Here is a 25,498-nt window from a genome sequence, read left to right as displayed (position 1 = left end):
AAGAATATTTCACAAGGTGCCGCCATGTTCGATTCCTATGACCGCAAGATCCTGAACACGCTGCAGGCGGATGGGCGCATTACCAACCAGCAGCTGGCCGAAAAGATCGGCCTGTCATCGGCGGCCACCTGGCGTCGGGTCAAAGCGCTGGAGGAGGCGGGGGTGATCCGTCAGTACACGGCGTTGCTTGATGCATCCAAGGTGGCGCGGGGGTTGAGGGCGATCCTGACGGTTTCGCTGTTACGGCACGATGCCGACAGCAAGAAGCTGTTTGAGGATACCGTCAGCTCCTATCCGGAGGTGCTGCAGTTTTTTGCGATTACCGGCGATGCGGACTTCATGATCCATGTGGTGGTGGCGGATATCCAAAGCTACGATCAGTTCATCAACGAAAAGATCTTTACCCTGGAAGGGGTGGGGCAGGTGCAGTCCCATTTTGCGCTGCGCGAGCTGAAAAACGAGACCACCCTGCCGATCGGCTGATGCGTTGGTGCCTACAAGCCCAAACCGAAACGCAGCAGCATAAAGGCTGCCATCCCGACCAGAATGGTGGTTAGCAGGTCGCGCCGCACCAGTGCGACCACCACCGCCACCAGCGCGGCCAGCAGCCAGGGGTTGGCAGGGCTCGGCCAAAGCTCGCCTTCGGGCATCAGTACAGCCGGTGCGACGATAGCCGTGAGCACCGTGGGCGGCACAAAGCCCAGTGCAGTGTTGAGCCAGGGCGGGAAGTGTACTCTGCCCGCCACAGCGAACAGCAGATAGCGTACGCTGAAGGTGGCCACGAACATGCCGAAAATCAACGCGACTTCGTTCATTGTGCGGCCTCCTCTGATTTATCCACTCCGCTATTAGCCTGTTCTGCGCTCGTGCGGCGCTTAAGCAACTGCAGCGAGAGCCCGGTGGCGATGCCGCAGAGGGCGGCGACCATCAGCCCCAGCTTATGCGGCATGCCCGCGGTGGCGATCGCCATCGCGCCGGATACGATCACTGCTGTCCACATGGGTGTGCTGCGCAGGTAAGGCACCACCATGCCGATAAAGGTGACCGACATGGCGAAGTCCAGCCCCCAGCGGGTCATGTCGGGAAACATCTTGCCAAGGCCCACGCCAAGGGCCGTGCAGAACACCCAGTTGCTGTACATGGCCAGAAATGACCCCAGATAGAACCAGTGCAGCGCTTTATCGTCTTCCTGTTGCAGGTAGTGGCTGCTCACCGCCGCGAAGGTTTCGTCGGTTAGGCCAAAGGCCATGGGAATGCGCCAGCGCTGCGGCAGGTGACGAATCCTGGGCACCAGGTTGGCGGCGTAGAGCATATGGCGCAGGTTGACCACGAGCGTTGTGGCGATGATCACCGGCAATGCAGCCCCCGCCGATAATAGGCCCAGCGCGATAAACTGGCTGGCGCCGGCAAATACGATCAGTGACATGGCCAGCGCGCCCAGCGCCGACAGGCCGCTCGGTTCAGCCAGTGTGCCGAACAGAATGCCAAAAGGGATGGCACCGACAATCAGCGGAATGGTGGCCTTGGCACCGGCCAGAAACGCCTGTCGGCGCGCGACAGACATGGGGAATTCGGTAGTGGACATCAGTCTCTCCGCCCATCGGTGTTATCGAGTTAGCCAGGTTTAAAGCGTCAGCGTCATGTAGATATCCGAGCGCGGATAGCTCGACTGGCCATCGGGGTGGGGCACCGCGCGGAAACCCAGGTTACGGTAGAGGTTGATCGCCCGCTCCAGCAGGGTAGCGCTCTCCAGATAGACTTCGCTCGCGCCCAGTTCCCGCGCCTTGGAGAGCGCCGTGAGCATCAGCCGGCGGCCGACGCCCTGACCCTGACAGCTCTTGTCAACGCCCATCTTCGATATCTCGAAACGCTGATCATCTTTTCGTGCCAGTGCGCAGCAACCCACGATTTTTCCGCCTGCGCGGGCGAACCAGATATAGCCGCCGCGTGACAGATAATGTCCTTCAGGGTTGTACAGGGCCTGTTCGTCCTGCTTGGTCAGTTCGCCATTGAAATAGCGGTTGAGCCAGGCCAGATTCAGGTCACGAAAGTGATCGCGCAGCTGGCTGTCCCAGCCGAGGATCTCAATCTCGGTGCAGGGTTGAACGTCGGCCAATGCCGCCAGCACCGGCGCCTTGAAGCCCTGCTGTTCCAGCTGTGTCTCGAATTCGTCCAGCGCGGCCAGCAGTGGGTGCTGCTGAAGCGCCATCATCGCATCGAGATGTGTCTGTATCTGCCGCCAGATCGGCTTGATGCGTGTCAGCAGTTGGTGGCTGCGCTCGCTCAGCGCCAGTAACTGGCGGCGCTCGTCGCTGGGGTCGGTGGTTTTGCTCAGCCACTGTTCGGAGAGCATCTTGCGGGCGATCTTGCTGATCGCCGGATGGGTCACACCCAGCAGGTCCGCCGCCTCGGTGACCGACATGGCCCCTTGTCGGTACAGCAGGTTGAACAGAGGGAAGAAGGTGGGGTTCAGCTCCACATCCTGCGACTTGTAGATATCGACCACATCGGCGACCAGCCGGTCGGAAAGCCGCCGTAACCGGCTGCCCAGCGACAGGCTGCCAAAGCTCTGCATTTGATCCATGAGGGGTGTGTATCTCGGCTTTGTAAGTAATTACGTAACTGGTTACATAATATTGGCTAAGGCGGCTGTGAGGCAAGTGGCACTGTGCTGATTGCGGTTATCTCTTCACCATACGGTGCTTGAAGTAAAGATTCTTTCGTTAAAGGGTTATTGGTCGAAGAGTCTTTTAATTCGTGACGGTAATGTCATTGAACTTCTAAGCACCTTTCGCAATGAAAGGGATAGACTGGTTTGCAGCCTGACCAATCCGCGGAGCAATCAACTGCGGTTGGCATAACAATAAGAAAGTCATGCTGAGGTGCGGAATGAACCGCGATAGATCCCCTTCAATCCAGTTGTCATCCAGTGACCTGTGTGGTCTGGCGCTATGCGCTCTCCCCGCACGCTCCTTTACCTTCTCTGAGCTGAACCCCCGCGGCGAGATTGTCTACGCCCGACTCTTCAGCGCTCCGCCGGGCTACTGACCGCCGGACATCTGATATTACCAACTCCCATTCAATCCGAGCATGGCGGCGCGGCGGCATCGTCGCAGCCTGAGGGCCGTGCAGATCTAAGGTGGACTTTCGATGTACGAAAAGCTGCAACCCGTAGCCGAAGATCCGATTCTGGCGCTGATGGCGCGTTATCGGTGCGACACGCACCCGAACAAGCTCGATCTCGGCATTGGTGTGTACAAGGATGAGCAAGGGAAGACGCCGATCATGCAGGCGGTGTCCAGTGCCGAACGATTGTTGCTGGCGCATGAAACCAGCAAAAGCTATATCGGCCCTGCAGGAAGCGAGGGCTTCAACCGCCTGATGGCTCAGCTGGTATTCGGCGGCGATCACACAGTTATTCGCGAGCAACGCGTGGTATCTGCGCAGACGCCGGGTGGCTGCGGTGCCTTGCGCATCGGTGCCGAGTTGTTGGCCTCGTGCAGCCCCACCGGGCGTATCTGGGTGAGCGATCCGACCTGGGCTAACCACCGCCCACTGCTTGCAGGCGCAGGCCTTGAGATCCGCGAATACCCCTATTACGACGCTGAGCAGCGCACCATCCGCTTTAGCGAGATGATCGATACGCTCAACCGGGCAGAGGCGGGCGACATTGTGCTGCTGCACGGTTGCTGCCATAACCCGACCGGTGCCGATCTGGAACCGGCGCAGTGGCGGGCGCTGGCCGAGCTGATCGAACGCCGTGGCCTGATGCCGTTTGTCGATATCGCCTATCAGGGCCTCGGCGAGGGGCTGGATGAAGACGCCTACGGCGTGCGTTATCTGGCCGATTACCTGCCGGAGATGATGGTAGCAACCTCCTGCTCGAAGAACTTTGGCCTCTACCGTGAGCGCACCGGCGCGCTGTTCCTGATTGGGCGCACCGCCTCGCAGACCGAGCGTGCCGGTGGTCAGTTGTTCAGCCGTATCCGCAGCCACTACTCCATGCCGCCTGCCCACGGTGGGGCGGTGGTGGAAACCATTCTGGACGACCCGCGCCTGAATGCCCTGTGGATGAGTGAACTCAATGCCATGCGCGAGCGGATCCGTTACCTGCGCCATCAGTTGGTTGACCGTCTGGAGCACGCGGGTGTAGCCGGGGATTTCCGCCATATTCGCCACCAGCGCGGCATGTTCTCCTTCTTGGGCATCGCCCGCGAGCAGGTGGTGGCGCTGCGCAAGCAGTACAGCATCTATCTGGTCGATTCTGGCCGTTTCAATCTGGCGGGGCTGAGCAATCGCTCCGTCGATTACTTCGTTGATGCGCTGGCGCAAACCGTCGGCACATCGTTTGTAAAGCGCACCTCCTCCGATACAAGAAAAGCAGTGGAGATCTGATCCATGAATACTGTCCTGTTTGATCATCCCGAGTTCGACAACCACGTGAACGTGTACATGCACTTTGACGAGGCAACCGGACTCAAGGCGATTACCGCCGTGCACCGGGCCTGGAACGGCAAGCCCGCTGTGGGCGGCTGTCGCCTTCGCAACTATGCCGATGCACAGGAAGCGTTCACCGATGTGCTGCGCCTGTCCCGCGGTATGACCTACAAGTCGGTGCTGGCCGGGCTCGATTACGGTGGCTCCAAATCGGTGATGATCGCCAACCCCGAGACGATTGACCGCCGCGCCACTTTTCTGGCCATGGGCGATTTTGTCGAAAGCCTCGGTGGCAAGGTGAAAACCGGTGTCGATGTGGGCCTCAGTGCCGATGATGTGGAAGTTATGGCCGAGCGCACCGCTCACCTGGGCGGACGCGCCGGGCTGGCACCGGATCTGGTGACCGCCTACGGCGTACTGACCTCCATTCTGGCAGCGGCCCGTCACCGTTACGGCAGTGATGACCTGAGCGGGCGTCGCGTGGCCGTTCAGGGCCTTGGCAAGGTGGGCTTCAAACTGGTCGAGCTGCTGCTGGAGCGTGGCGCACAGGTGGTGGCCGCTGAAGTGCAGGCGGACGCCGTAGAGCGTGCCCGCAGCAGCCTTGGCATCGAGATTGTCGATCCTGCCGTGATCCATGCTCAGCCTGTGGATATCTACAGCCCCTGCGCGCTGGGCATGGTGATTAACGATGACAGCATCGGCCAGATTCAGGCCGATATCGTGGCCGGTGCCGCCAATAACCAGCTGACCAAACCCCATCACGGTGTCGAGCTGGCCCGTCGTGGCGTGCTCTATGTACCGGACTACATCGTCAACTGCGGCGGGCTGCTGGCGGTTGCCGGCGATCTGGAAAAGAGCGACGACGCTTGGGTCTGGAACAAGGTTAATGAGATCGCCGTGACCCTTGATGAGGTGTTCACCCTGGCCGATGAGCGCGCCATTGCCACCAGTCATGCCGCCGACCTGATCGGGGCGGAGCGGATAGCGGGCTTCGATGCCTGTCAGCCACGCGCCGCGGCCTGACCCTAACCGATGACTGCACAACCTGAATAAACATAACTAACCGGAGTGCTATCCATGAAACCCACACTGAATCTGAAGAAGCTGCTGACCGCTGCCGTTGCCGCGACCACCCTGACACTCTCGGCCGCACAGGCCGCACCTGTGTTTGTGGCCACCACGGCCATCGTCGAGCATCCGGCACTGGATGCGGTGCGTGACGGCATCAAACAGACACTGGAAGAGAACGGCTTCAGCGGCGATGACCTGAAGTTCACCTACGAAAGCGCCCAGGGCAACCCGGCGATGGCCGCACAGATCGCCCGCAAGCTGGTGGGCGAAGCGCCCGATGTAATCGTCGGTATCTCCACGCCGTCGGCGCAGAGTCTGGTCAGCGCCACCCGCGATATTCCGGTGGTGTTCTCCGCCGTGACCGATCCGCTTTCGGCCAAGCTCGTGTCCAACTACGAAGCACCGGGTAAGAACGTGACGGGGCTCTCTGACATGACCCCGGTTACCCAGCATCTGGGGCTGATCCGCGAATTCCTGCCGAACCTGAAAACGCTCGGTGTGCCTTACAACCCGGGTGAGCCCAATGCGGTTGCGATCGTCGCGCTGTTGAAGGAGGAGGCCGCCAAAATCGGCATCGAGATCGTCGAGGCACCGGCACCGAAATCCTCCGATGTGATGATGGCCACGCAGAAGCTTATCGGCGCTGTCGATGCGATCTACTGTCCGACCGACAACACCATTCTCACCGCGCTTGAGTCGGTGGTGAAGGTGGGCATCGACGCCAAAATTCCGGTGTTCTCCGGTGATACCGGCTCTGTAGAGCGCGGTGCGGTGGCGGCTCTTGGCTTTAACTACCACGATATCGGTCGCCAGACCGGCGCTGTTGTGGTGCGCATTCTCAAGGGCGAGAAGGCCGGTGATATTCCGGTGCGTGTCGCGGTGGGGTCTGATCTGTACGTGAACACCACCATGGCTGGACGCATGGGTGTGGAGATTCCGCAGTCCGTGCTTAAACGCACCACCAAGGTGATTCAGTAAAGACGAGGTCTATCCCCATGTCTCTATTCTCGTTTCTGGGCACACTTGAGATCGGGTTTATCTTCGGTCTTGTAGCGGTCGGTGTATACCTGACCTTCCGGGTGCTCGATTTTCCCGACCTGACTGTCGATGGCAGTTTTACGATGGGGGCGGCGCTGTGCGCGGCCCTGATCATCGCCGGGTTTAACCCCTATCTGGCGACTATCTGCGCCGCACTTGGCGGTGCCGTGGCCGGTGTGGTCACGGCCTGGCTTAACCTGCGCTTCAACATACTGCACCTGCTGGCCAGTATCCTGACCATGACGGCGCTGTATACCATCAACCTTCGGATCATGGGCAAACCCAATCTGGCGCTGATCTCCGAGCAGACGGTGCTGACGCCTTTCGAGGCGCTGGGCATCCCCAACATGTACATGACGCTGATCTTTGTTGCGGTGGTGGTGATCGCCATCGGTCTGCTGATCGCGTGGTTTCTTAACACTCAGTACGGGCTGGCGATGCGCGCCACCGGTGCCAACCCGCGCATGGCGCAGGCCAACGGCATAGTGATCAAGGAGAAGATCTTCGCAGGTCTTGCCCTGTCCAACGGTCTGGTTGCACTGGCCGGTGCGCTGTTCGCCCAGACCAACGGTTTTGCCGACTCAACCATGGGTATCGGCACCATCGTGGTGGGTCTGGCGGCGGTGATTGTCGGCGAGAGTCTGTTCAACAGCCGCTCAATGCTGGTGATTGTGTTCAGCTGCATCCTCGGCTCGCTGCTCTACCGTCTGGCGGTCTCGGCGGCCCTGAACGCCGACTTCCTGGGCTTCACCACCTCTGACCTTAACCTGATTACCGCCGTACTGGTGGGGCTGGCACTGATCCTGCCGCAGTTCCGCCGTGAATGGAAAGCGCGCAAGGCCGCTCAGGGAGGTGCCGCATGATCCGTTGTGAACATCTGAAAGTCACCTTTAACGCCGGTCAGGCCACTGAAAAGCGCGCCCTGCGCGGGGTGAATCTGACCATTCCGCAGGGTGAATTTGTCACCGTTATCGGTTCCAACGGTGCCGGTAAATCCACACTGCTGAACACCATTGCCGGTGATATCCGCAGCAGCGCCGGACGGCTCTACTTCGATGACCGCGATGTGACCGCGTTGTCGGCACCCGCCCGCACCCGCGATGTGGCTCGCGTGTTTCAGGATCCGCTGGCCGGTACCTGCGGCAACATGACCATCGAGGAGAACATGGCGCTGGCGTACGGTCGCGGCAACCGCGGTGGTTTGACGCTGGCGCTGAACGAGCACCTGCGCAAGCTGTTCCGCGAGCAGCTGTCCCGCCTCAATCTGGGCCTTGAGGATCGCCTCGATGCCAAGATGGGGCTGCTCTCCGGTGGCCAGCGTCAGTCGGTCAGTCTGCTGATGTCGGCACTGCAGCCGAGCAAGATCCTGCTGCTGGATGAGCACACCGCGGCGCTGGATCCGAAAACCGCCGCGCTGGTGATGGATATCACCGACCAGATCGTGGCGGAGAAAAAGCTCACGGTGCTGATGGTGACGCACTCCATGCGCCAGGCACTCGATCACGGCACCCGGACCATCATGATGCATGAGGGGCAGGTTGCCTTCGATCTGGCCGGTGAGGAGCGCAGCCGCTACGGCGTCAAGGATCTGCTCAACCTGTTTGCGCAGATCCGTCCCGATGGCGAAGAGCTCGACAATGACAAGCTTTTGTTGGGAAGCTAATCCCCTTGTTGCTGGCCTGGGGACCCTGCAAGCGTCGGCCGCGAGTGTGGCGCCACAGGGTCAGCTACAAACAGCGAAAGAATAGAGGTGCATGAAATTGAGCATACGAATTCTGGTTTTCACCGTCTTAGGCGTTTCTTGTGCTACATCGATTACGATCGCGGACGGTGATTACAGTGCCTAAGGGTGCAGAGTTCGTGGAGGCTTCGACGAGTCGCCAGAGGATCCTGGAGGCGCATTTCATGTTTTTACACACTGACGCGATGCATATGATATTCGATGAATATCTGAGCTCTGCTTGGAATGGAGGACGTCTCATTTCAGTGCTTAATAATGACCATGTAATTGTTTTGTTGAGTTTTTTGAAAAAATAGGCATATTGATTTTATAAGTTTTAATTCTGGGGCCATGCTTGTTTTTAATTGAAAGTAGGTTCTTTGAAAGTGGCTTATAACTAATAAATGGAATCAAAAAATGAACAAATTGAAAAAATGTTTTTTTGTACTGATCGCATTGTTTTCGTTCAGTGTGACGGCATACGCCGATCGTCTGGAGGATATTCAAAAGCAAGGTTATATAACGGTGGGTACGACAGGTGATTATAAACCTTTTTCCTTCTACGATGGGGAAAGTTTTTCAGGTTATGACATTGATGTTGCTGAATATTTTGCGAAGGAGATGGGAGTAGAGGTTAAGTTTGTACAAACAACTTGGAAACAGTTGTTGACCGGGTTGGAAGAAAATCAGTATGACATCGCCATGGGCGGGATTACGAGGCGTATAGCGCGTCAGATGGCTGCGGAAGAGAGTCAAGGGTATATGACTTTTGGCAAGTGCTTTTTGGTCGCGCAGGGTAGAGAGTCAGAGTTCAATACATTGGAAAAAGTAAATCTCCCTGAAGTTAAAGTCGGAGTTAATATTGGAGGTACAAACGAGAAATTTGCTAATGAATATCTTAAAAATGCGACGCTGATACGCTTTGAAAATAACCTTGATGTTCCCAAGGCTGTGCTTGAAGGTAAAGTCGATGTAATGGTGACTGAGACCCCGGAAGCGCTGTATTACCAGGTTACCGACCCTGGGCTGGAAGCTGTTCGGGAAAACGATCCGTTCACTAAAAGCCAGTTTGGCTATCTAATCCCGAGCGGTGAACAGCGTTTGTTAAATACCGTTAATTTCCTGATGGATGAGATGAAGCTAAAAGGGGTTGATCAAGAGCTAATGAAGCGGAATTCTCTGCAATAACTCAGTGATGACCGCTGACCCTGCACATGTGTCTGTCATTACACCGAGGCTGATGTTCGGCGGCAAGGTAACATAGCTCAGAACAGCTGTCGCTGCAGCTACGGTATGTTTGTGGCACAGGGCCTGCTTCTGATCGCGCCACTTGCCGGTCAGTGAAAAGAGTGTCCATTGGCAGATTACCATCTGCCGTCTTGCTGGGAGGCCTTTGGCCTCCCTTTTTTATGTATAGGAGGTAGGTATGCCGCGAGCGTATAGAGGCGCAGGAGCGGCGCTTGCCGGCATTTTCTTGTTGGGGATTATTGCTCGTTCAGACCGCCGAAACGTTTGTAGAACGAAGACGAGGGCGGTGGCAGGGGGCCGTCGGCGGTTTCCATGGTGCGGCCAATATACTGTTCGGATCCCTTGCACACCAGATTGTAGAGGTTGTGGCAGAGCTGGCGCGCCGCGGTGCCGCCCCAGTCTGACGGCAGCAGTTCCGCCGGTAGCTGAGGATCGCGCAGCAATACCTTGCGGTATTCGTGGATCAGCAGGGTGCGGGCGATGAAGCACTCCTGTGGATCAAGCTGCTTCTGGTTGCTCATCTCCTGCCATACCGGACGGAAGCGGTCGAGGAAACTGCGGTAGCTGTCGTTGATCTGATCCAGATTCCAGCATTCGCGCGACTGCGCGCGCAGCGCCTTGGCGGAGTGCTGAACCCCCTCACGGGTTTCAAACAGGATAGTGCTGTCCAGCGCGTCCAGCTCCTGAAGGGTATTGCGCACCTCCAGCATGTCGCAGTGTGGTGCCGCCATCAGGGTAGGGCCAAAGGCGCCGAACCCCATCCACTGAAGCTCATCGCGCACCTGCTGGCGCGTCTCGGCCGGAACCTGAGACAGCACCGCCAGACTCCAGGTACCGTCCCAATCCTGTACCGCTGGTACATAGATACGCTTGAACGCCTGATCGAACCGGCGCCGCCCCTGACTGGTCAGGCTGTAGTAGGCGCGTCGGCCCAGTTGCTCGGCGGCCAGCCAGTTCTCCTCCTTGCTCAGGCGAAATACTGACGTGCGCACCAGACGCTGGTTGAGACCCAAAGGTTCCAGCACGTTGATCAGGCTGCCCAGCCAGACCTTGCCGCCACGGGGGACGATGGCGTCGCCGAATACGGTAATGATCAGTGAACCGGCGCGAATGGGCCGCTGACTGCGGAACTGGTTGATCAGTGCGTTGAGGTGAGTTGAGCTGCTCATGAACGGCCGGAAAATCCCCGAGTTTGAATAGGTTGTAGTGTACAAGCGGGCCTCGGCGGTGAAAACCCGATGCTCGGTCTGGGTTGATCGACAAGGAAGAAAAGGGGTGGCCTCAAGGGCCACCCAAGGACGGCTAGTGCACTTGAAGCCTGATTAGCTGTAGAGCAGCCTTGGCAGTACCAGCGAGATCCAGCTCACGCTGGTGATCAGCACAAGGCGCAGAATATCGGCACACCAGAACGGGGTGATGCCGCGGAAGATGGTGCCGGTTTTAACATCGGGCAGTACAGCGCTGAGTACAAACACGTTCATGCCCACCGGTGGCGTGATCAGGCTGATCTCGGTGACCACGACCACGACGATCCCGAACCACACCGGATCGAAGCCCAGACTCTGCACCAGCGGGAAGAACACCGGCACGGTCAGCAACAGCATCGACAGGCTCTCGAACACCATGCCGAGCAGCACGTAGATCAGCAGAATCACGAAGATCACCATCATCGGTGAAACACCAAGGCCGGTCACCAGTGCCAGCAGATCCTCCGGCAGTCCGGCGCGGGTGATGAAGTTGGAGAAGATCAGCGCACCGATCACCACGCTGAACAGCATTGCGGTGGTGCGTCCTGTATCGCTGACCAGCTCGAACAGTACCGGCAGGTTCAGTGAGCGGCGCATCAGGGCGATGACGAAGGCACCGCCGGCGCCGATGCCGGCCGCTTCCGTGGGGGTGAAGACGCCCAGATAGATACCGCCCATCACCAGAATGAACAGGCCGAGGATGCCGCGCACCTGTTTAAGCGCCTGCACGCGCTCGGGCCAGGTAGTACGTTCACCGGCAGGTCCCCGTTCGGGGTGGCGCCAGACGATGTACCGGACCGCGGCGAGGTAGAGCAGGATGCCGAGCATGCCCGGAATAAAGCCCGCCGCGAACAGCTCGCGAATGCTCGACTCGGTGAGCAGGCCGTAGATCACCAGAATCACGCTGGGCGGAATCAGGATGCCCAGGGTGCCACCGGCGGCGATAGAGGCGCTGGCCAGACTGTCGTCATAGCCGTATTTGCGCATCGGCGGCATGGCGACCTTGGCCATGGTGGCCGCCGTGGCAAGGCTCGATCCGCAGATCGCGGAGAAGCCGCCGCAGGCAACAACGGTGGCCATCGACAGACCGCCACGGAAGTGACCGAGAAAGGCGTGGGATGCGCGGTAAAGTTCGTGCGAGAGGCCCGAGCGGGTGACCAGATTGCCCATCAGAATGAACAGCGGAATCACCGACAGACTGTACTCCTGCGCAGTGGAGATCACCCGCGAAGAGGCCATGGCCAGCGCACCGTGCCAGCGAAAGGTGGTCAGGTTGTCAAAGCCAAGGCCGGACAACCAGGCGAAGCCGACCACGCCAACCAGTGCCATGGCGAACGCGAGCGGAATACGAAGAACGACGATCAATAGCAACAGGATGGCGAAACTGATCAGCGCGATAGTCATGGCTGTGGACCTCGGCGTTGTTATCGTTATGGTGGTGGAACCGTTGGGTTAGCTGTGTTGTTCGCGCCGCATGAATATGCGGTAGATGCCCCAGCTCAAGGTACAGGCGGCCGTAAGCCAGCACATGATGCCGATATACTGGATGATGTCGCCCACCGGCAGGTGCAGGTATTCGGTGGTCACGTTGCGGCGCAGTGCCCGAGCCGCTTGCCCCATCACGGTATCGCCAAGCAGGTAGAGCATGGCGGATATCAGCACCGCTGACAGGGTTTCGAGCCCCTTGACCCAGCGTCCGAACACGCCATCGAGCACATCGATCACCACGTGGGTGCCGCGCCAGGTGATCACTGGAATCTCGGCAAACACGATGATCGCCAGTGCGATCTCGGTCATCTCGGTAGCACCGTCCACGGCGTTACCGAAGAAGTAGCGCCCGAACACGTCGACACAGGTTAGCAATACCAGGGCCAGCAGGATGGATCCGGCCAGCGCTTCAAGCAGAAACGCCAGCCAGGCCATCGGACCCTTCTCATGGTAGTGCTGATGCAACCATTGCGAGAAGTGCATGGGTCCTTACCTCAGTTTGCCGCCACGTTGGGCTTGTAGTTGCGAGCGGTGTCGCGCAGCTCCTGCAGGGCCTTTTCGGCATCCACGTCCAGATCGGAAACGGACTGGATCCACACCTTGTCCATACCTTCGGACAGGGTCTGGAACTGCTTGGCCATCGGATCGTTCTGGCCCACTTCAACCACATTGACACCCGCTTCGCGGCTGGCTTTCAGCGCATCGACACCGCACTGGTCCCAGACCTGTCCGGCCATCTGCGACAGTTTCTCGCCAGATACCTTCATGATCGCCTCTTTATCCTTGGGATCGAGGCTGTCGAGGAAGTCGGGGTTGGCGAAAATGGCGAAGCTGCCCAGATACATGCCGCCCGGCAGCAGTGTCAGGTTGGGGGCGACTTCGCTCAGACGCAGGGTTTTCTGCTCGCAGACCGGCAGGAAGGTACCGTCGATCACGCCCTGCTGCATCATTTCGTACACCTTGGAGGCCGGTGCGTTAACCGGTGTCACCTCCATGCGGCCACCGAGTTCGCCCTGAATGCCGCCGCCGAGGCGAATTTTCATGCCCCTGAGATCTGCAAGGCTGGAGATCGGGTTGGCGGTCTGGATCTGGCCCGGGGCGTGGGTAAACAGGCCCATCAGTTCAAGACCGTCATGTTCGTTGGCCTTGGTGAAATACTTTTCGTAGACGCGCCAGTAGGCAACGGACGCGGCTTCAGCATCGGCGCCGAGACCCGGCTGTTCCACGATCTGGGTCAGGCGGAAGCGGCCCGGTACATAGCCGTGGAAGGTCCAGCTGGCATCGACAACGCCATCTTCTACCAGAGCGAACATGTCCTTGGGGTGGCCCATGTTGTATTCAAGCTTCAGGGTAACGCGACCCTCGGTGGCCTCTTCGATCCACTTGCCCCAGGTGGGCAGTACATCGGTGTTCTGCGGATGGGTCGGCGGCAGCCAGGTGGCGACGCGCATCTCGGTGGCGGCAAATGCCGGCAATGCGCCGAGTGACAGCATCAGGGAGGAGGTTGCGAGCAGTTTTTTCAAGTTCATTGAAGTGTCCTTTTTATTGTTTTCGGTCTTCATCAAACGCCGGATGGACGGGTAGGTCCGTTCGGGCATGAATCAGGATTATATGACACATAATAAATTTATCTAATATTTATATCGTGTCATAAGGTCGTATATCTATAGCGCAAAGTTATTATTAGTTATTTGAAATTAGTTATTTATGATCATTGTTATAGATACGAACGGTTTTATATTTTCGCTATATATGTGCTCAATTTGGCTGACGCTTGGCGGCCCGGCAGAAGTTTTTGTGCCGGGCCGCGGTGCTCAGTCTTCCTTGCGGGCTACCAGGGTCAGGATGTTGTAAAGCGCCACCGGCTTGTCGTGCTGGTTGCGGACCTCAACGTCCCAGACCACCACGCCGTTTGGCTGCTCCTCTTCGGAGCGGCGGTCCTTTTTGATCTTCTGTTTGCAGGTCAGGCGCACCTGAATGGTGTCACCGATGCCGACCGGCTCGACAAAGCGCAGGTTCTCCATGCCGTAGTTGGCCAGCACCGGGCCCGGTGAGGGCTCGACGAACATGCCGGCGGCGGCGGAGATGACGAAATAGCCATGCGCCACGCGCTTGCCGAACAGGGAATCCTTCGCCGCAATCTCATCGAAGTGGGCGTAGAAGTGATCCCCTGACAGACAGCCGAAGTTGACGATATCCGCTTCGGTTACGGTGCGGCGGTGGGTAATCAGCGTTTCACCAATCTGCAGATCTTCGAAGTGCTTACGGAAGGGGTGTACCGGATCCTTGATCTGTTCGGAGCCCGGGTTGAACTCGTTGGTAATCGCGGTCAGCGTGGTCGGGTGACCCTGAATTGCGGTGCGCTGCATGTAATGCTTCACCGCGCGCAGACCGCCGAGCTCCTCGCCGCCACCAGCACGACCGGGGCCGCCATGAACCAGTGTGGGCAGGGGAGAGCCGTGACCGGTGGATTCCTTGGCACAGTCGGCATTGAGTACCAGCAGACGGCCGTGGTAGGACGCACAGCCGAGTACCAGATCACGGGCTTCGCGGTTGTCGGCGGTGACGATGGAGCCGGCCAGACTGCCCTTGCCGCGCTTGGCGATTGCAATTGCCTGATCGATATCGTCATAGGCCATCAGCGTCGACACGGGGCCGAACGCTTCAACACTGTGCGGCAGTTCGCTGGCCAGCGGTTGGTCGGCGTAGAGCAGGGTGGTGGGGAAGAACGCACCCTTCTCTGCATCGCCTCCGTTGATGGCGAAATCGCGATTGCCGCCGTGGATAAGTTCGCACTCCTGACGCAGCTGCTCAACGCGATTCCAGACATCGTCCACCTGGCTGCGGCCCACGAGCGGCCCCATGCGCACGCCGTCGATGGCCGGGTCGCCAATCGTGGTTTTCGACAGGCGGGCCTTCAGCGCTTCGGCCACCGCTTCAACACGGTTGCGCGGCACGATGGCGCGACGGATAGCGGTACACTTCTGCCCCGCCTTCACCGTCATCTCGCGGGCCACCTCTTTCACATAGAGATCGAACTCAGGCGAGCCCGGCTCCACGGTGGCACCGAGGATGCTGCAGTTCAGCGAGTCCGCTTCCATGGTGAAGGGGATGGAGTTGGCGACGATATTGGGATGGGTGCGCAGCTTCTGTCCGGTGGAGGCGGAACCGGTGAAGGTGACCACGTCCTGCTCGTTAAGCAGATCGAGCAGGTTACCGACGCTGCCGGAGATCAGCTGGATAGCGCCCTCCGGCAACAGGCCGGAGTCGACGATCTCGCGCACCATCGCTTCGGTCAGGTAGGCCGAGGCGGTAGCGGGTTTGACGATCACCGGCATACCGGCGGCCAGACTCGGTGCGATCTTCTCCAGCATCCCCCAGCAGGGGAAGTTAAAGGCGTTGATATGGACCGCAACGCCCTCTTTCGGTACCAGAATATGGCGGCCGATAAAGCTGCCTTCGGCGGACAGACGCTGGGCGTCGTCCTCGACCAGAAAGGTTTCGTTGGGCAGTTCGCGGCGCACCAGGCTTGCGTAGGTGAACAGGGTGCCGATACCGCCTTCAATGTCGATCCAGCTGTCGGTGCGGGTGGCGCCGGTCCAGGCCGAGACGCGGTAGAACTCCTCTTTCTTCGCCATTAGGCGCTTGGCGATCTCCTTCAGCGCATTGGCGCGCTCATGGAAGGTGAGCTTGCGCAGCGCAGGACCACCTTTCTCGCGGGCGAAGCGCACCGCATCGTTAAAGTCGATGCCGCTGCTGCTGACGGTGCAGACCGACTCGCCGTTCACGGCGTTGAACACTTCGGTGCCGCTGTCGTTACCGGCGATCCACTGACCGTTGATATAGCTGTTTAATTTCATGATCGTAAACCTCCGGATCAGTGGTCGAAGTCCAGAACCACCTTGTCGGTGATCGGATAGCACTGGCACGAGAGCACGTAACCGGCTTTTACCTCGTAATCTTCAAGCGCGAAGTTGGCGTCCATCTCCACCTCGCCCTCGACCACCCGCGCACGGCAGGTGGAGCAGACGCCTGCCTTGCAGGAGTAAGGCAGATCGGCGCCGTGGCTGTTGCCGGCATCGAGGATGTTGTCGCTGTTGCGTGGCAGCTCGAAGCTGATCTGTCGACCGTCAGAGATCACGGTGACGTCGCACATCTCGACCTTGCCGGAGGTATCCTGCACGCGATGCTTGCGTGCCTGATTACCGCCGGTGGTGGCGAAGAGTTCGAAGTGGATGCGTGAGCGATCCAGCTGATGCGCTTCAAGCTGTTCGCGCACGGTCTCGATCATGGTTTGCGGACCGCACAGGAAAGCGGCGGTCAGGTTGGGCACATCCAGCCAGTGATCGAACAGCGCCTTGCACTTGTCAGCATCGATGCGGCCGTTGTAGAGATCGATATCCTGCTGTTCGCGGGTCATCACGTAGACCAGATTGAGCCGGTTCATAAACCTGTTTTTCAGGTCTTCAAGCTGTTCGCGCAGGATGGTGCTGGTGGTGGCGCGGTTGCCGTAAAACAGGGTGAACTCGCTGTGCGGCTCGGTTTCCAGTGTGGTCTTGATGATCGAGTAGATCGGGGTAATGCCGCTGCCGGCGGCAACGCCGAGATAGTGTCCGGCGCGCTCCGGATCAAGATCAATGTGGAAATGGCCCGCCGGCGGCATCGCTTCGATCGCCAGGCCCGTGCGTGCCTGATCGTTCAGGTAGTTGGAGAACAGGCCTCCGGAGATGCGTTTGACCGCAATACGCAGCTCTTCATCAGCCGGTGAGCTGCAGATGGAGTAGGAACGGCGTACCTCTTCACCGTCGATCTCGGTGCGCAGCACCAGATGCTGGCCTTCGCGGTAGCGGTAGGTATCTTTCAGCGCTTCAGGAATATTGAATGCGATAGAGATGGCGTCGCGTGTCTCCTGACGGACGTCCGCCACTTCAAGGGTGTGAAAACGGCTCATCATAGTCTCTCTTTTATTGTCGGGCTGCGCGTGCGTCAGTTGCATTTGAATTAGATGCACTTGAAATAGTCGAACGGCTCAAGGCAGCTGTTACAGCGATACAGCGCCTTGCAGGCGGTGGAGCCGAACTCGCTGACCTGTACCGTGTCGTGGGAACCGCATTGCGGACAGGCAACATCCGGCTCTTCGCCAAGCAGGGTGCGCTTGGAGGCGGATCCAACCGGTGGTGCAATGCCGTACTGGCGCAGCTTTTCGCGACCGGCCTCGGTAATCCAGTCGGTGGTCCAGGCCGGTGCCAGGCGTTGCTGCAAGCGCAGGTTGCCGATGCCTGCGCCATGCAGGGCATCGCGTATCGCATCTTCGATAAACTCGGTGGCCGGACAGCCGGAGTAGGTGGGGGTCAGCGTGACGACAAGCTGCTCCCCTTCCCAAGACAGGTCACGCACGATGCCCAGATCAACCACGCTGACCACCGGCACCTCGGGGTCTGGCACCTCATCGAGCAGTGCCCATATCCGGTCGATAGCGGGTTGCTCGAGCAGCTGGCCGGCACGGTCGGTGGCGATCAGCGGCTGGTTTTTGTTGGCAGAGTCGTATGACTGGATCATCGTGCGTACCTCGCTCGTTCTTTCGTTACCAGCTGGCGCCGGGGTAGGCGCGCGGCAGGAACTGCATCTCGGCTAGCAGAAACCCGAGTTGTTCGGTGTGCAGGCCTTTTTTGCTGCCGCGCTGCATGTACTCGTCCATCGACGGGCAGGTCAGCGTGGCCTCAGCAAATACGGCTTGTACGTCGGCCTTCCAGAGGTTGTGAAGTGCAGCGAGATCGGCTCCGATGCCGGCTTCGCTGAGCAGGGTGTCGACCTCGTCGCCGATGAACATCTCGCCTGAATAGGTCCAGATCTCATCAAGCGCTTCCTGCATCTTGGCGTGACTCTCGTCGGTGCCGTCCCCGAGGCGCTTGATCCAGGCGCTGGAGCGGCGCAGGTGGTAGGTCACCTCTTTGAGGCCTTTTGCCGCGATGGCTGCGATGCGCTCATCTGCTGAGTGACTCAATGCGCTCAGTAGATGGAAGTGCCAGGCGTCGAACAGGTACTGGCGGGCCATGGTATCGGCAAAGTTGCCGTTGGCCTGCTCAACCAGCAGCAGGTTGCGATAGGCACGCTCGTCACGGGTGAAGGCCAGGTCGTCGGCACTGCGGCCGGCACCTTCGATCTCGGCCGCACTCGCTACCTCTGCCGCAAGGGTCAACCATGAACGTGCCTGACCGATCAGATCCAGCGCCACGTTACCGATCGCCATCTCCTCTTCGAGCGCCGGTGCATTGCCGACCAGCTCGCACAGACGCTGGCCGAGGACCATGTCGCTATCGCCAAGGCGCAGCAGGTATTCAAACAGAGCTTGATTCTGGGTCATCGTCGGCGCTCCTTACATGTGGCCCACTTCTTTGGGCAGTTCATAGAAGGTGGCGTGGCGGTACACCTTGTCGTCGGACGGGTCGAACAGCGGCTCTTTCTCATCCGGGGAGGAGGCCGTGATGGCTGCAGAGGGTACAACCCAGATGCTCACGCCTTCGCTGCGGCGGGTATAGAGCTCGCGGGCGTTTTCCATTGCCATGGCCGCATCGGCGGCGTGGACGCTGCCGACATGCTTGTGGTTCAGGCCGTGCTTGCTGCGCACGAATACTTCAAAAAGGGTCCAGTCAGACATGATCTAATCCTCGTTTCAGGCAGCTGCGTTTTTCTGCTTCTGTTTGGCTGCATAGGCACTGGCCGCTTCGCGGACCCAGGTGCCCTCTTCAATGGCCTTGCGACGGATGCGCAGGCGATCGCGGTTACAGGGGCCGTTGCCCTTGACCACGTCATAGAATTCACTCCAGTCGATCTCGCCGAAATCGTAGTGACCGCGTTCGGCGTTCCACTTCAGATCCGGGTCCGGGACGGTACAACCCAGCAGCTCCAGCTGCGGGATGGTCTGGTCGATAAAGCGCTGGCGCAGATCGTCGTTGGACATGCGCTTGATCTTCCACGCCATGGATTGCGCGGAGTTGGGGGAGTCGGAGTCGTGCGGACCGAACATCATCAGCGCCGGCCACCAGAAGCGGTTGATGGAGTCCTGCACCATCGCTTTCTGCTCGTCGGTGCCGTTGCGCATCATGTGCAGCAGGATCTGGTATCCCTGACGCTGGTGGAAACTCTCCTCCTTGCAGATGCGGATCATGGCACGTGAATATGGTCCGTATGATGTTCTTTGTAACACAACCTGATTGACGATGGCGGCGCCGTCGACCAGCCAGCCGATGGTGCCCATATCTGCCCAGCTCAACGCCGGATAGTTGAAGATGCTGGAGTACTTCACTTCGCCGCTGTGCAGTTTGGCGACCTCTTCGTCGCGATCGGCACCGAGGGTTTCCATGGCGCTGTAGAGGTAGAGGCCGTGGCCGCCCTCATCCTGAATTTTGGCCAGCAGCTGAAGCTTGCGCTTGAAGTTGGGCGCGCGGGTCAGCCAGTTTTTCTCGGGCAGCATGCCGACGATCTCGGAATGAGCGTGCTGTGAGATCTGGCGGATCAGGGTGCGGCGGTAGCCGTCCGGCATCCAGTTTTTCGGCTCGATCTTGATCTCGGCATCGATCTTTTCCTGAAAAGCGCGCTCTTCTGGCGACATCTCTTCAAGTGTCTTAAGGCGTTTGACGCCAGTGTCGACGAGTTGGGCGTACATGGCTGTCTCCTATCTGCTTCGTATCGATCCAGCATTGCTGTGGATCAATGTTTAATCGATTATATGATACGAATAAATAATGTAAATATAAAAATACGTATCATATGTGAGCGAAAAAATGGGGCAGGCGAGACTGCCCCGATCGACTTACTGTTTACGCAGGTCGGTGACGTGTTTCGCCTTGCCCTCTGAGCGCGGCAGTGAACCCGGTGCGCCGACGTTGATGCGCGTGCTGATACCGATATAGGACTTGATGTGGTGCGTCAGCTCCTTGATCACGCGCGGCTCGGCATCGATACCGACAGCATTGGGTTTGAGCTCGACCTTGACCTCCATCTGATCCAGGTTGCCGTTGCGGCTTACGATGATCTCGTAGTGCGGTGCCAGCTCCGGTATGCGCAGGATCTGCTCCTCGATCTGGGTCGGGAATACGTTGACGCCGCGGATGATCAGCATGTCATCGCTGCGACCAGTGATCTTGTCGATACGGCGCATGGGGCGTGCAGTACCCGGCAGCAGACGGGTCAGATCGCGGGTACGGTAACGGATGATCGGCAGGGCCTCTTTGCTTAGCGAGGTGAACACCAGCTCACCGTATTCGCCATCGGGCAGTACCGCGCCGGTGTTGGGGTCGATGATCTCGGGGTAGAAGTGATCCTCCCAGATGGTCGGGCCATCTTTGGAGTCGATGCACTCCATGCCGACGCCTGGCCCCATTACTTCCGACAGGCCGTAGATATCCATGGCGTCGATGCCCAGGCGCTGCTCGAGTTCGGTGCGCATGGTGCCGGTCCAGGGCTCGGCGCCGAAGATGCCCAGTCGCAGCTTGAGCTCGTGCGGATCAAGTCCCTGACGCTCCATCTCATCGGCGATGTTGAGCATGTAGGAGGGGGTGACCATGATCACGTCGGGGTTGAAATCGCGAATCAGCTGCACCTGTTTCTCGGTCTGGCCGCCGGACATCGGGATAACGGTACAGCCCAGACGCTCGGCTCCATAGTGGGCGCCAAGGCCGCCTGTGAACAGACCGTAGCCGTAGGCGACATGCACCAGATCACCGGCATGGGCACCGGCAGCGCGCAGAGAGCGCGCAACGACATCGGCCCAGGTATCGATATCCTTCTGGGTATAACCGACGACAGTGGGCTTGCCGGTGGTGCCGCTGGAGGCGTGGATGCGCACAATATCGCGCATCGGCACGGCGAACATGTTGAACGGATAGTTGTCGCGCAGATCGTTCTTCATGGTGAACGGGAAACGCGCCAGGTCATCCAGCGTTGCCAGTTCGCTGGGGTGAACACCGGCGGCGTCGAACGCCTGACGGTAGAACTCGACGTTGGAGTAGGCGTGATTCAGACTCCAGCGCATGCGCTGCAACTGGGTGTTGCGCAGCTCATCGATGCTGGCGGTCTCGATGGGGTCCAGAATGCTGGTCGACTTGTGTGCAGTGCTGATCATTATTGTTGTCCTATTACTTTATTCTTATAGCCGATCCTGTCCGAGCCTGTTGGGTGTGCCCGGACAGGGCGGGAAATGCGTCAGAGTCGCTCGATAATGAGCGCAATACCCTGACCGACACCGATGCACATGGTGCACAGGGCATAACGGCCCTGACGGATCTCCAGTTCGTTCAGTGCGGTGGTCACCAGACGGGCACCACTTGCCCCCAGCGGGTGACCCAGTGCGATGGCGCCGCCATTGGGGTTTACGTGTTCGGCGTCATCCGGCAGACCCAGATCGCGCAGCACCGCTAGTGCCTGGGCGGCAAAGGCTTCATTGAGCTCGATTACATCCATCTGCGCAAGCTCAAGGCCGGTCTGCTTGAGTACCTTGCGTACCGCCGGTGCCGGACCAAAGCCCATGATGCGCGGCTCAAGGCCCGCGGTGGCCATGCCGATCACCCGTGCGCGGGCTTTCAGGCCCAGACGCTCGGCGGTTTCGGCATCGCTCAGCAGTAGTGCGCAGGCGCCGTCGTTGACGCCGGATGCGTTACCGGCGGTGACGCTACCGCCTTCGCGGAACGGGGTCGGCAGCTTGGCCAGTGCTTCAAGCGTCGTCGCACGCGGGTGCTCGTCGGTATTAAAACTGATCGGGTCTGCCTTGCGACGGGGGATGCTCACCGGCACGATCTCGCGCTCAAACCGGCCCGCTTCAATAGCGGCCGCCGTGCGCTGCTGGCTGCGCAGGGCAAACAGATCCTGATCTTCGCGGTTGATGTTGAACTGCTCGGCCACGTTTTCGGCGGTTTCCGGCATGGAGTCCACGCCGAACTGGGCTTTCATCTGTTTATTGACGAAACGCCAGCCGATAGTGGTGTCGAATATTTCGGCGCTGCGGCTGAAGGCGCTTTCCGCTTTGCCCATGACAAAGGGCGCGCGTGACATCGATTCCACGCCGCCGGCGATCATCAGTCCGGCTTCGCCTGCCTTGATGGCGCGGGCGGCGGTGCCGATAGCGTCCATGCCTGAACCACACAGGCGGTTCAGCGTGGTGCCCGGTACGCCAACCGGAAGCCCTGCGAGCAGTGCTGACATGCGCGCCACGTTTCGGTTGTCTTCGCCGGCCTGATTGGCACAGCCGTAGATGATGTCATCCACTTCGCTCCAGTCGACACCGGGGTTGCGCTCCATCAGCGCCTTGATCGGCACCGCGCCGAGATCGTCAGCGCGCACCGTAGCCAGTGTGCCGCCGTAGCGGCCAAACGGCGTGCGGATGGCATCGATAATCAGTGCATCTTTCATGAATGGGTCTCCGGTTACGCAGTCTGACTGCTGGGGGCTTCGATCAAGGTGCCGCGCACCTGATAGGATTTTCCGCGGAACAGGGCGACGGTTTCGCCGCGCTGATTTTCGATTCGGATGTCGTACACACCTGTGCGCTTGCCGCGTGACTGCTCTTTGGCCGTCGCCGTCAGCCGATCGCCGAGCTTGCCGGGGGCGACGTAGTCGATAGTGCAGCCCTGCGCCACGGTGATGGTGTTGTAGGTGTTGCAGGCGAAGGCAAAGGTGGAGTCGGCCAGGGTGAAGATGTAACCGCCATGGCAGCTGTCATGACCCTGAATCATCTGTTCGGTGACGGTCATGCTCAGTGTCGCCTCGCCCGGTGCGATCCGCTCGATCTTCATACCAAGTGCACGGGTCGCGGTGTCTCGGCTGTACATGGCATCGGCGCAGGCTTCGGCGAGCTGCTGAGCGCTCATCTCGGTGATATCAGTCATGGTAGCGTGCTCCTGAATAGACCTTCTGGCGCAGCAGGCGAGAGGGGCGGTAGCGCTCTTCGCCGTAGCTGCCCTGCAGGTTGCCGAGGGTGCGGTGGATGTGGGCAAGGCCAACCTGTTCGGCCCAGCTCAGTGGTCCCTGTGGATAGTTCACGCCGAAACGCATGGCATTGTCGGCATCGGCGGCGTTGCAGACGCCCTGCATCACCGCATCGGAGGCTTCGTTGGCGAGCATGGCGACGGTGCGCAGTACGGCAAGGCCCGGAATGTCATCGAGCTGTGTCAGCGTCACGTCGATGCGACCGAACAGGGCCGTGATGGCGGAGAGATCCTGCTCGGTAACCTTCTGGTTGCAGCTGATCGCCAGACGGCTGCAGCGGGTGTAGTCCAGTGCAAGATCAAACAGGGCCAGTGCGCCGATGCCGTCCTGAACCGCGCGCTCGGTCGCCATGCGTCCATCGCTCAGTGCCAGCGTTGTATCGCCTACACGTATCAGGCCGCGGCCTTCACGTTCGATGATCTCGATACCGGCCTCGCGCCAGCGCTCGATTAGCGGCGCGGCGATATACAGATCACCTTCGACGACGATAGACGCAGGCAGATCTGCATCCGCGCAGGACAGCGTTGCCGGAGCCGGTGTGTCGGCACCTTCGCGGTAGTCATAAAAGCCCTGACCCGACTTGCGGCCCAGGCGACCAGCGTCGACCAGCGCCTGCTGGGTGAGCGATGGCTGGAAGCGGGTGTCGCCGAAATAGGCGTTGAACACCGAGCAGGTGACCGCGTAGTTGACGTCGTGGCCGATCAGATCCATCAGCTCGAACGGCCCCATGCGGAAACCGCCGGCTTCGCGCATCAATGCATCCAGGGTGGCGCAGTCGGCGGCACCCTCTTCGAGTAGGCGCAGGCCCTCGGCATAGAAGGGGCGGGCAAGGCGGTTGACGATGAACCCCGGGGTGGATTTGGCATAGACCGCTTTCTTGCCCCAACGGGTGGCCAGTTGGTGCAGGGAAAGCGCCACCTCGGGGTGGGTGTCGAGTCCGGATACGATCTCGACCAGCTTCATCACTGGCGCCGGATTGAAAAAGTGCATGCCGGCAAGATGCTCGGGCTGCTTCAGCGCCGCGCCGATGGAGGTGATGGAGATCGATGAGGTGTTGGAGGCGAACAGGGTGCCGGGTGCGCAGATCGATTCAAGCTGCACGAACAGGCTGCGTTTGATCTCAAGGCTTTCGACGATCGCTTCGATCACCAGATCGGCGTCGGACAGCGATTGCAGGGATTCCACCGGCTGCATGCGGGCGATAATCGCATCGCGGGAGGCCGCGTCAATCTTGCCACGGGTGACCAGCTTGTCCAGCCCTTTGGCCGTATTGTCGATCCCTTTCTGCGCGGCGCCGGGAAGGTTGTCAAACACCAGTACGGTGTGTCCGGCAGTCGCCGCAACCTGTGCGATGCCCGCGCCCATGGCACCTGCGCCGATGACGCCGATAACGGAGTGTTCAGTGATCTGTTTCATCTCTGCTCTCTGTGTACGTTCAGTTTGCATCAGCAGCCTTTGAACTCGGGCTTGCGCTTCTCCATGAAGGCGGCGACGCCTTCGCGGTAGTCGGCGGTGCGTCCGGCCAGACGTTGCAGATCGCGCTCGAGATCCAGCTGCTGATCCAGCGTATTGGTGCTGCTTTCGTTCAAAGCACGCTTGATCAATGCAAGGCCGCGTGTGGGCTGGGTTGCCAGATGGCGGGCGCAGGTCAGGGCGCTGTCCATCAGGGCTTCATCATCTACGCAGGACCAGATCATGCCCCAGTTGGCTGCCTGTTCGGCGCTGATCTTGTCGCCCAGCATTGAGAGCGCCATCGCCCGTGCCGGGCCAACCAGTCGTGGCAGTGTCCAGGTGCCGCCGGAATCCGGTACCAGACCGATCTTGCAGAACGCCTGAATAAAGCTGGCCGAGCGGGCCGCGAACACGATATCGCAGGCCAGTGCGATGTTGGCGCCCGCGCCGGCAGCAACGCCGTTGACCGCACAGATGACCGGCAGGGGAAGCTCGCGCAGCGTGCGGATCAACGGGTTGTAAAACGTCTCGATGGAGCGGCCGAGATCAGGCATCTCGGCATCGGCCGCTACGTTGCGGTCGGACAGGTCCTGTCCGGCGCAGAAGCCGCGGCCGTTGCCGGTGATCAGCAGGCAGCGCACGCTGTCGTCTCTGCGCAGCTGTTTCAGGGCGTCACGCACTTCGGCGTGCATCGTCGCGTTGAAACTGTTGAGGCTGGCGGGGCGGTTCAGGGTAAGGACGGCAACGCCCTGATCGACGCGATATTCAATATGCTCGAAAGCCATGTCTGGCAGCTCCTTCAAAGAACGCGGGT

The 25,498-nt window shown here is 59.6% G+C and carries 26 protein-coding genes; 8 read left to right on the top strand and 18 right to left on the bottom strand.

Annotation, left to right across the window (positions count from 1 at the left end):
- Window positions 1–24: 24 nt before the first annotated feature.
- Window positions 25–483, top strand: a complete 459-nt coding sequence (locus tag ADIMK_RS14305) for an Lrp/AsnC family transcriptional regulator (protein ID WP_036189418.1) — start codon at window positions 25–27, stop codon at window positions 481–483.
- Between the two features lie 11 nt (window positions 484–494).
- Here ADIMK_RS14305 and ADIMK_RS14300 read toward each other — a convergent pair whose 3' ends face one another.
- Genes ADIMK_RS14300 through ADIMK_RS14290 form a run of 3 tightly spaced genes read right to left on the bottom strand, consistent with a single transcriptional unit; the run spans window position 495 to window position 2,584 of the window.
- Window positions 495–815 (bottom strand): AzlD domain-containing protein, encoded by a 321-nt coding sequence (locus ADIMK_RS14300; RefSeq protein ID WP_036189415.1) that lies wholly within the window; start codon window positions 813–815, stop codon window positions 495–497.
- A complete protein-coding gene (locus ADIMK_RS14295; protein ID WP_156042929.1) occupies window positions 812–1,585 on the bottom strand; it encodes an AzlC family ABC transporter permease in 774 nt (257 codons plus the stop codon). Before ADIMK_RS14295 ends, ADIMK_RS14300 begins: the two co-directional genes overlap by 4 nt.
- 39 nt (window positions 1,586–1,624) lie before the next feature.
- Window positions 1,625–2,584 carry a bifunctional helix-turn-helix transcriptional regulator/GNAT family N-acetyltransferase gene (locus ADIMK_RS14290; RefSeq protein WP_081849801.1) on the bottom strand — a complete coding sequence of 320 codons (960 nt, stop codon included), beginning with the start codon at window positions 2,582–2,584 and terminating at the stop codon, window positions 1,625–1,627.
- Between the two features lie 305 nt (window positions 2,585–2,889).
- On the opposite strand from ADIMK_RS14290, the gene ADIMK_RS21990 reads away from it, so the two are divergent.
- The 7 genes from ADIMK_RS21990 (at window position 2,890) to ADIMK_RS14255 (ending at window position 9,454) form a co-directional block, all read left to right on the top strand.
- Window positions 2,890–3,048: a hypothetical protein gene (locus ADIMK_RS21990; protein WP_156042927.1), complete on the top strand. Its 159-nt coding sequence runs from the start codon at window positions 2,890–2,892 to the stop codon at window positions 3,046–3,048.
- 102 nt (window positions 3,049–3,150) lie between these two features.
- The gene (locus tag ADIMK_RS14285) at window positions 3,151–4,395 is read left to right on the top strand and encodes an amino acid aminotransferase (protein ID WP_051692969.1); all 1,245 of its coding nucleotides are present in this window, start codon (window positions 3,151–3,153) and stop codon (window positions 4,393–4,395) included.
- A gap of 3 nt (window positions 4,396–4,398) precedes the next feature.
- Window positions 4,399–5,460 (top strand): Glu/Leu/Phe/Val dehydrogenase family protein, encoded by a 1,062-nt coding sequence (locus ADIMK_RS14280; RefSeq protein ID WP_051692968.1) that lies wholly within the window; start codon window positions 4,399–4,401, stop codon window positions 5,458–5,460.
- 54 nt (window positions 5,461–5,514) lie between these two features.
- Window positions 5,515–6,486: an ABC transporter substrate-binding protein gene (locus ADIMK_RS14275; RefSeq protein WP_156042925.1), complete on the top strand. Its 972-nt coding sequence runs from the start codon at window positions 5,515–5,517 to the stop codon at window positions 6,484–6,486.
- 17 nt (window positions 6,487–6,503) lie between these two features.
- On the top strand, window positions 6,504–7,409 hold the full coding sequence (locus tag ADIMK_RS14270; protein WP_036189409.1) for an ABC transporter permease: 906 nt from the start codon (window positions 6,504–6,506) through the stop codon (window positions 7,407–7,409).
- The gene (locus tag ADIMK_RS14265) at window positions 7,406–8,209 is read left to right on the top strand and encodes an ABC transporter ATP-binding protein (RefSeq protein ID WP_036189406.1); all 804 of its coding nucleotides are present in this window, start codon (window positions 7,406–7,408) and stop codon (window positions 8,207–8,209) included. The genes ADIMK_RS14270 and ADIMK_RS14265 overlap by 4 nt, the downstream gene beginning before the upstream one ends.
- Before the next feature lie 474 nt (window positions 8,210–8,683).
- Complete coding sequence (locus tag ADIMK_RS14255) at window positions 8,684–9,454, top strand: transporter substrate-binding domain-containing protein (RefSeq protein WP_036189400.1); 771 nt, start codon at window positions 8,684–8,686, stop codon at window positions 9,452–9,454.
- A gap of 296 nt (window positions 9,455–9,750) precedes the next feature.
- Here ADIMK_RS14255 and paaX read toward each other — a convergent pair whose 3' ends face one another.
- The 15 genes from paaX to paaG form a co-directional block, all read right to left on the bottom strand.
- Window positions 9,751–10,683 carry a phenylacetic acid degradation operon negative regulatory protein PaaX gene (paaX, locus tag ADIMK_RS14250; protein ID WP_036189398.1) on the bottom strand — a complete coding sequence of 311 codons (933 nt, stop codon included), beginning with the start codon at window positions 10,681–10,683 and terminating at the stop codon, window positions 9,751–9,753.
- A 153-nt stretch (window positions 10,684–10,836) separates the two neighbouring features.
- Complete coding sequence (locus ADIMK_RS14245) at window positions 10,837–12,165, bottom strand: TRAP transporter large permease (RefSeq protein WP_036189395.1); 1,329 nt, start codon at window positions 12,163–12,165, stop codon at window positions 10,837–10,839.
- Window positions 12,166–12,213: 48 nt separating this feature from the next.
- Window positions 12,214–12,732: a TRAP transporter small permease gene (locus ADIMK_RS14240; RefSeq protein WP_036189392.1), complete on the bottom strand. Its 519-nt coding sequence runs from the start codon at window positions 12,730–12,732 to the stop codon at window positions 12,214–12,216.
- An 11-nt stretch (window positions 12,733–12,743) separates the two neighbouring features.
- On the bottom strand, window positions 12,744–13,778 hold the full coding sequence (locus ADIMK_RS14235) for a TRAP transporter substrate-binding protein (RefSeq protein WP_036189389.1): 1,035 nt from the start codon (window positions 13,776–13,778) through the stop codon (window positions 12,744–12,746).
- A gap of 285 nt (window positions 13,779–14,063) precedes the next feature.
- On the bottom strand, window positions 14,064–16,109 hold the full coding sequence (paaZ, locus tag ADIMK_RS14230; RefSeq protein ID WP_036189387.1) for a phenylacetic acid degradation bifunctional protein PaaZ: 2,046 nt from the start codon (window positions 16,107–16,109) through the stop codon (window positions 14,064–14,066).
- A gap of 17 nt (window positions 16,110–16,126) precedes the next feature.
- Entirely contained in the window at window positions 16,127–17,200 is a 1,074-nt protein-coding gene (paaE, locus tag ADIMK_RS14225) for a 1,2-phenylacetyl-CoA epoxidase subunit PaaE (protein ID WP_036189607.1), read from the bottom strand.
- A 50-nt stretch (window positions 17,201–17,250) separates the two neighbouring features.
- Window positions 17,251–17,808, bottom strand: a complete 558-nt coding sequence (paaD, locus tag ADIMK_RS14220) for a 1,2-phenylacetyl-CoA epoxidase subunit PaaD (RefSeq protein ID WP_036189384.1) — start codon at window positions 17,806–17,808, stop codon at window positions 17,251–17,253.
- A 25-nt stretch (window positions 17,809–17,833) separates the two neighbouring features.
- Window positions 17,834–18,613 carry a 1,2-phenylacetyl-CoA epoxidase subunit PaaC gene (paaC, locus tag ADIMK_RS14215; protein ID WP_036189381.1) on the bottom strand — a complete coding sequence of 260 codons (780 nt, stop codon included), beginning with the start codon at window positions 18,611–18,613 and terminating at the stop codon, window positions 17,834–17,836.
- A gap of 12 nt (window positions 18,614–18,625) precedes the next feature.
- Complete coding sequence (paaB, locus tag ADIMK_RS14210) at window positions 18,626–18,907, bottom strand: 1,2-phenylacetyl-CoA epoxidase subunit PaaB (protein ID WP_036189380.1); 282 nt, start codon at window positions 18,905–18,907, stop codon at window positions 18,626–18,628.
- 15 nt (window positions 18,908–18,922) lie between these two features.
- Window positions 18,923–19,915, bottom strand: a complete 993-nt coding sequence (paaA, locus tag ADIMK_RS14205) for a 1,2-phenylacetyl-CoA epoxidase subunit PaaA (RefSeq protein WP_036189378.1) — start codon at window positions 19,913–19,915, stop codon at window positions 18,923–18,925.
- Between the two features lie 147 nt (window positions 19,916–20,062).
- Entirely contained in the window at window positions 20,063–21,373 is a 1,311-nt protein-coding gene (paaK, locus tag ADIMK_RS14200) for a phenylacetate--CoA ligase PaaK (protein WP_036189377.1), read from the bottom strand.
- An 80-nt stretch (window positions 21,374–21,453) separates the two neighbouring features.
- Window positions 21,454–22,656, bottom strand: coding sequence for a 3-oxoadipyl-CoA thiolase (pcaF, locus tag ADIMK_RS14195; RefSeq protein ID WP_036189375.1), 1,203 nt, complete (start codon window positions 22,654–22,656; stop codon window positions 21,454–21,456).
- Window positions 22,657–22,670: 14 nt separating this feature from the next.
- Window positions 22,671–23,132: a hydroxyphenylacetyl-CoA thioesterase PaaI gene (gene paaI / locus ADIMK_RS14190; protein WP_036189372.1), complete on the bottom strand. Its 462-nt coding sequence runs from the start codon at window positions 23,130–23,132 to the stop codon at window positions 22,671–22,673.
- The gene (gene paaH, locus ADIMK_RS14185; RefSeq protein WP_036189369.1) at window positions 23,125–24,648 is read right to left on the bottom strand and encodes a 3-hydroxyacyl-CoA dehydrogenase PaaH; all 1,524 of its coding nucleotides are present in this window, start codon (window positions 24,646–24,648) and stop codon (window positions 23,125–23,127) included. Before paaH ends, paaI begins: the two co-directional genes overlap by 8 nt.
- A gap of 29 nt (window positions 24,649–24,677) precedes the next feature.
- A complete protein-coding gene (gene paaG, locus ADIMK_RS14180) occupies window positions 24,678–25,469 on the bottom strand; it encodes a 2-(1,2-epoxy-1,2-dihydrophenyl)acetyl-CoA isomerase PaaG (protein WP_036189366.1) in 792 nt (263 codons plus the stop codon).
- Window positions 25,470–25,498: the final 29 nt, after the last annotated feature.

Source organism: Marinobacterium lacunae, assembly GCF_000705555.1.
Lineage (GTDB): Bacteria > Pseudomonadota > Gammaproteobacteria > Pseudomonadales > Balneatricaceae > Marinobacterium_D > Marinobacterium_D lacunae.
This window is presented reverse-complemented; position numbering and strand designations above follow the sequence as displayed.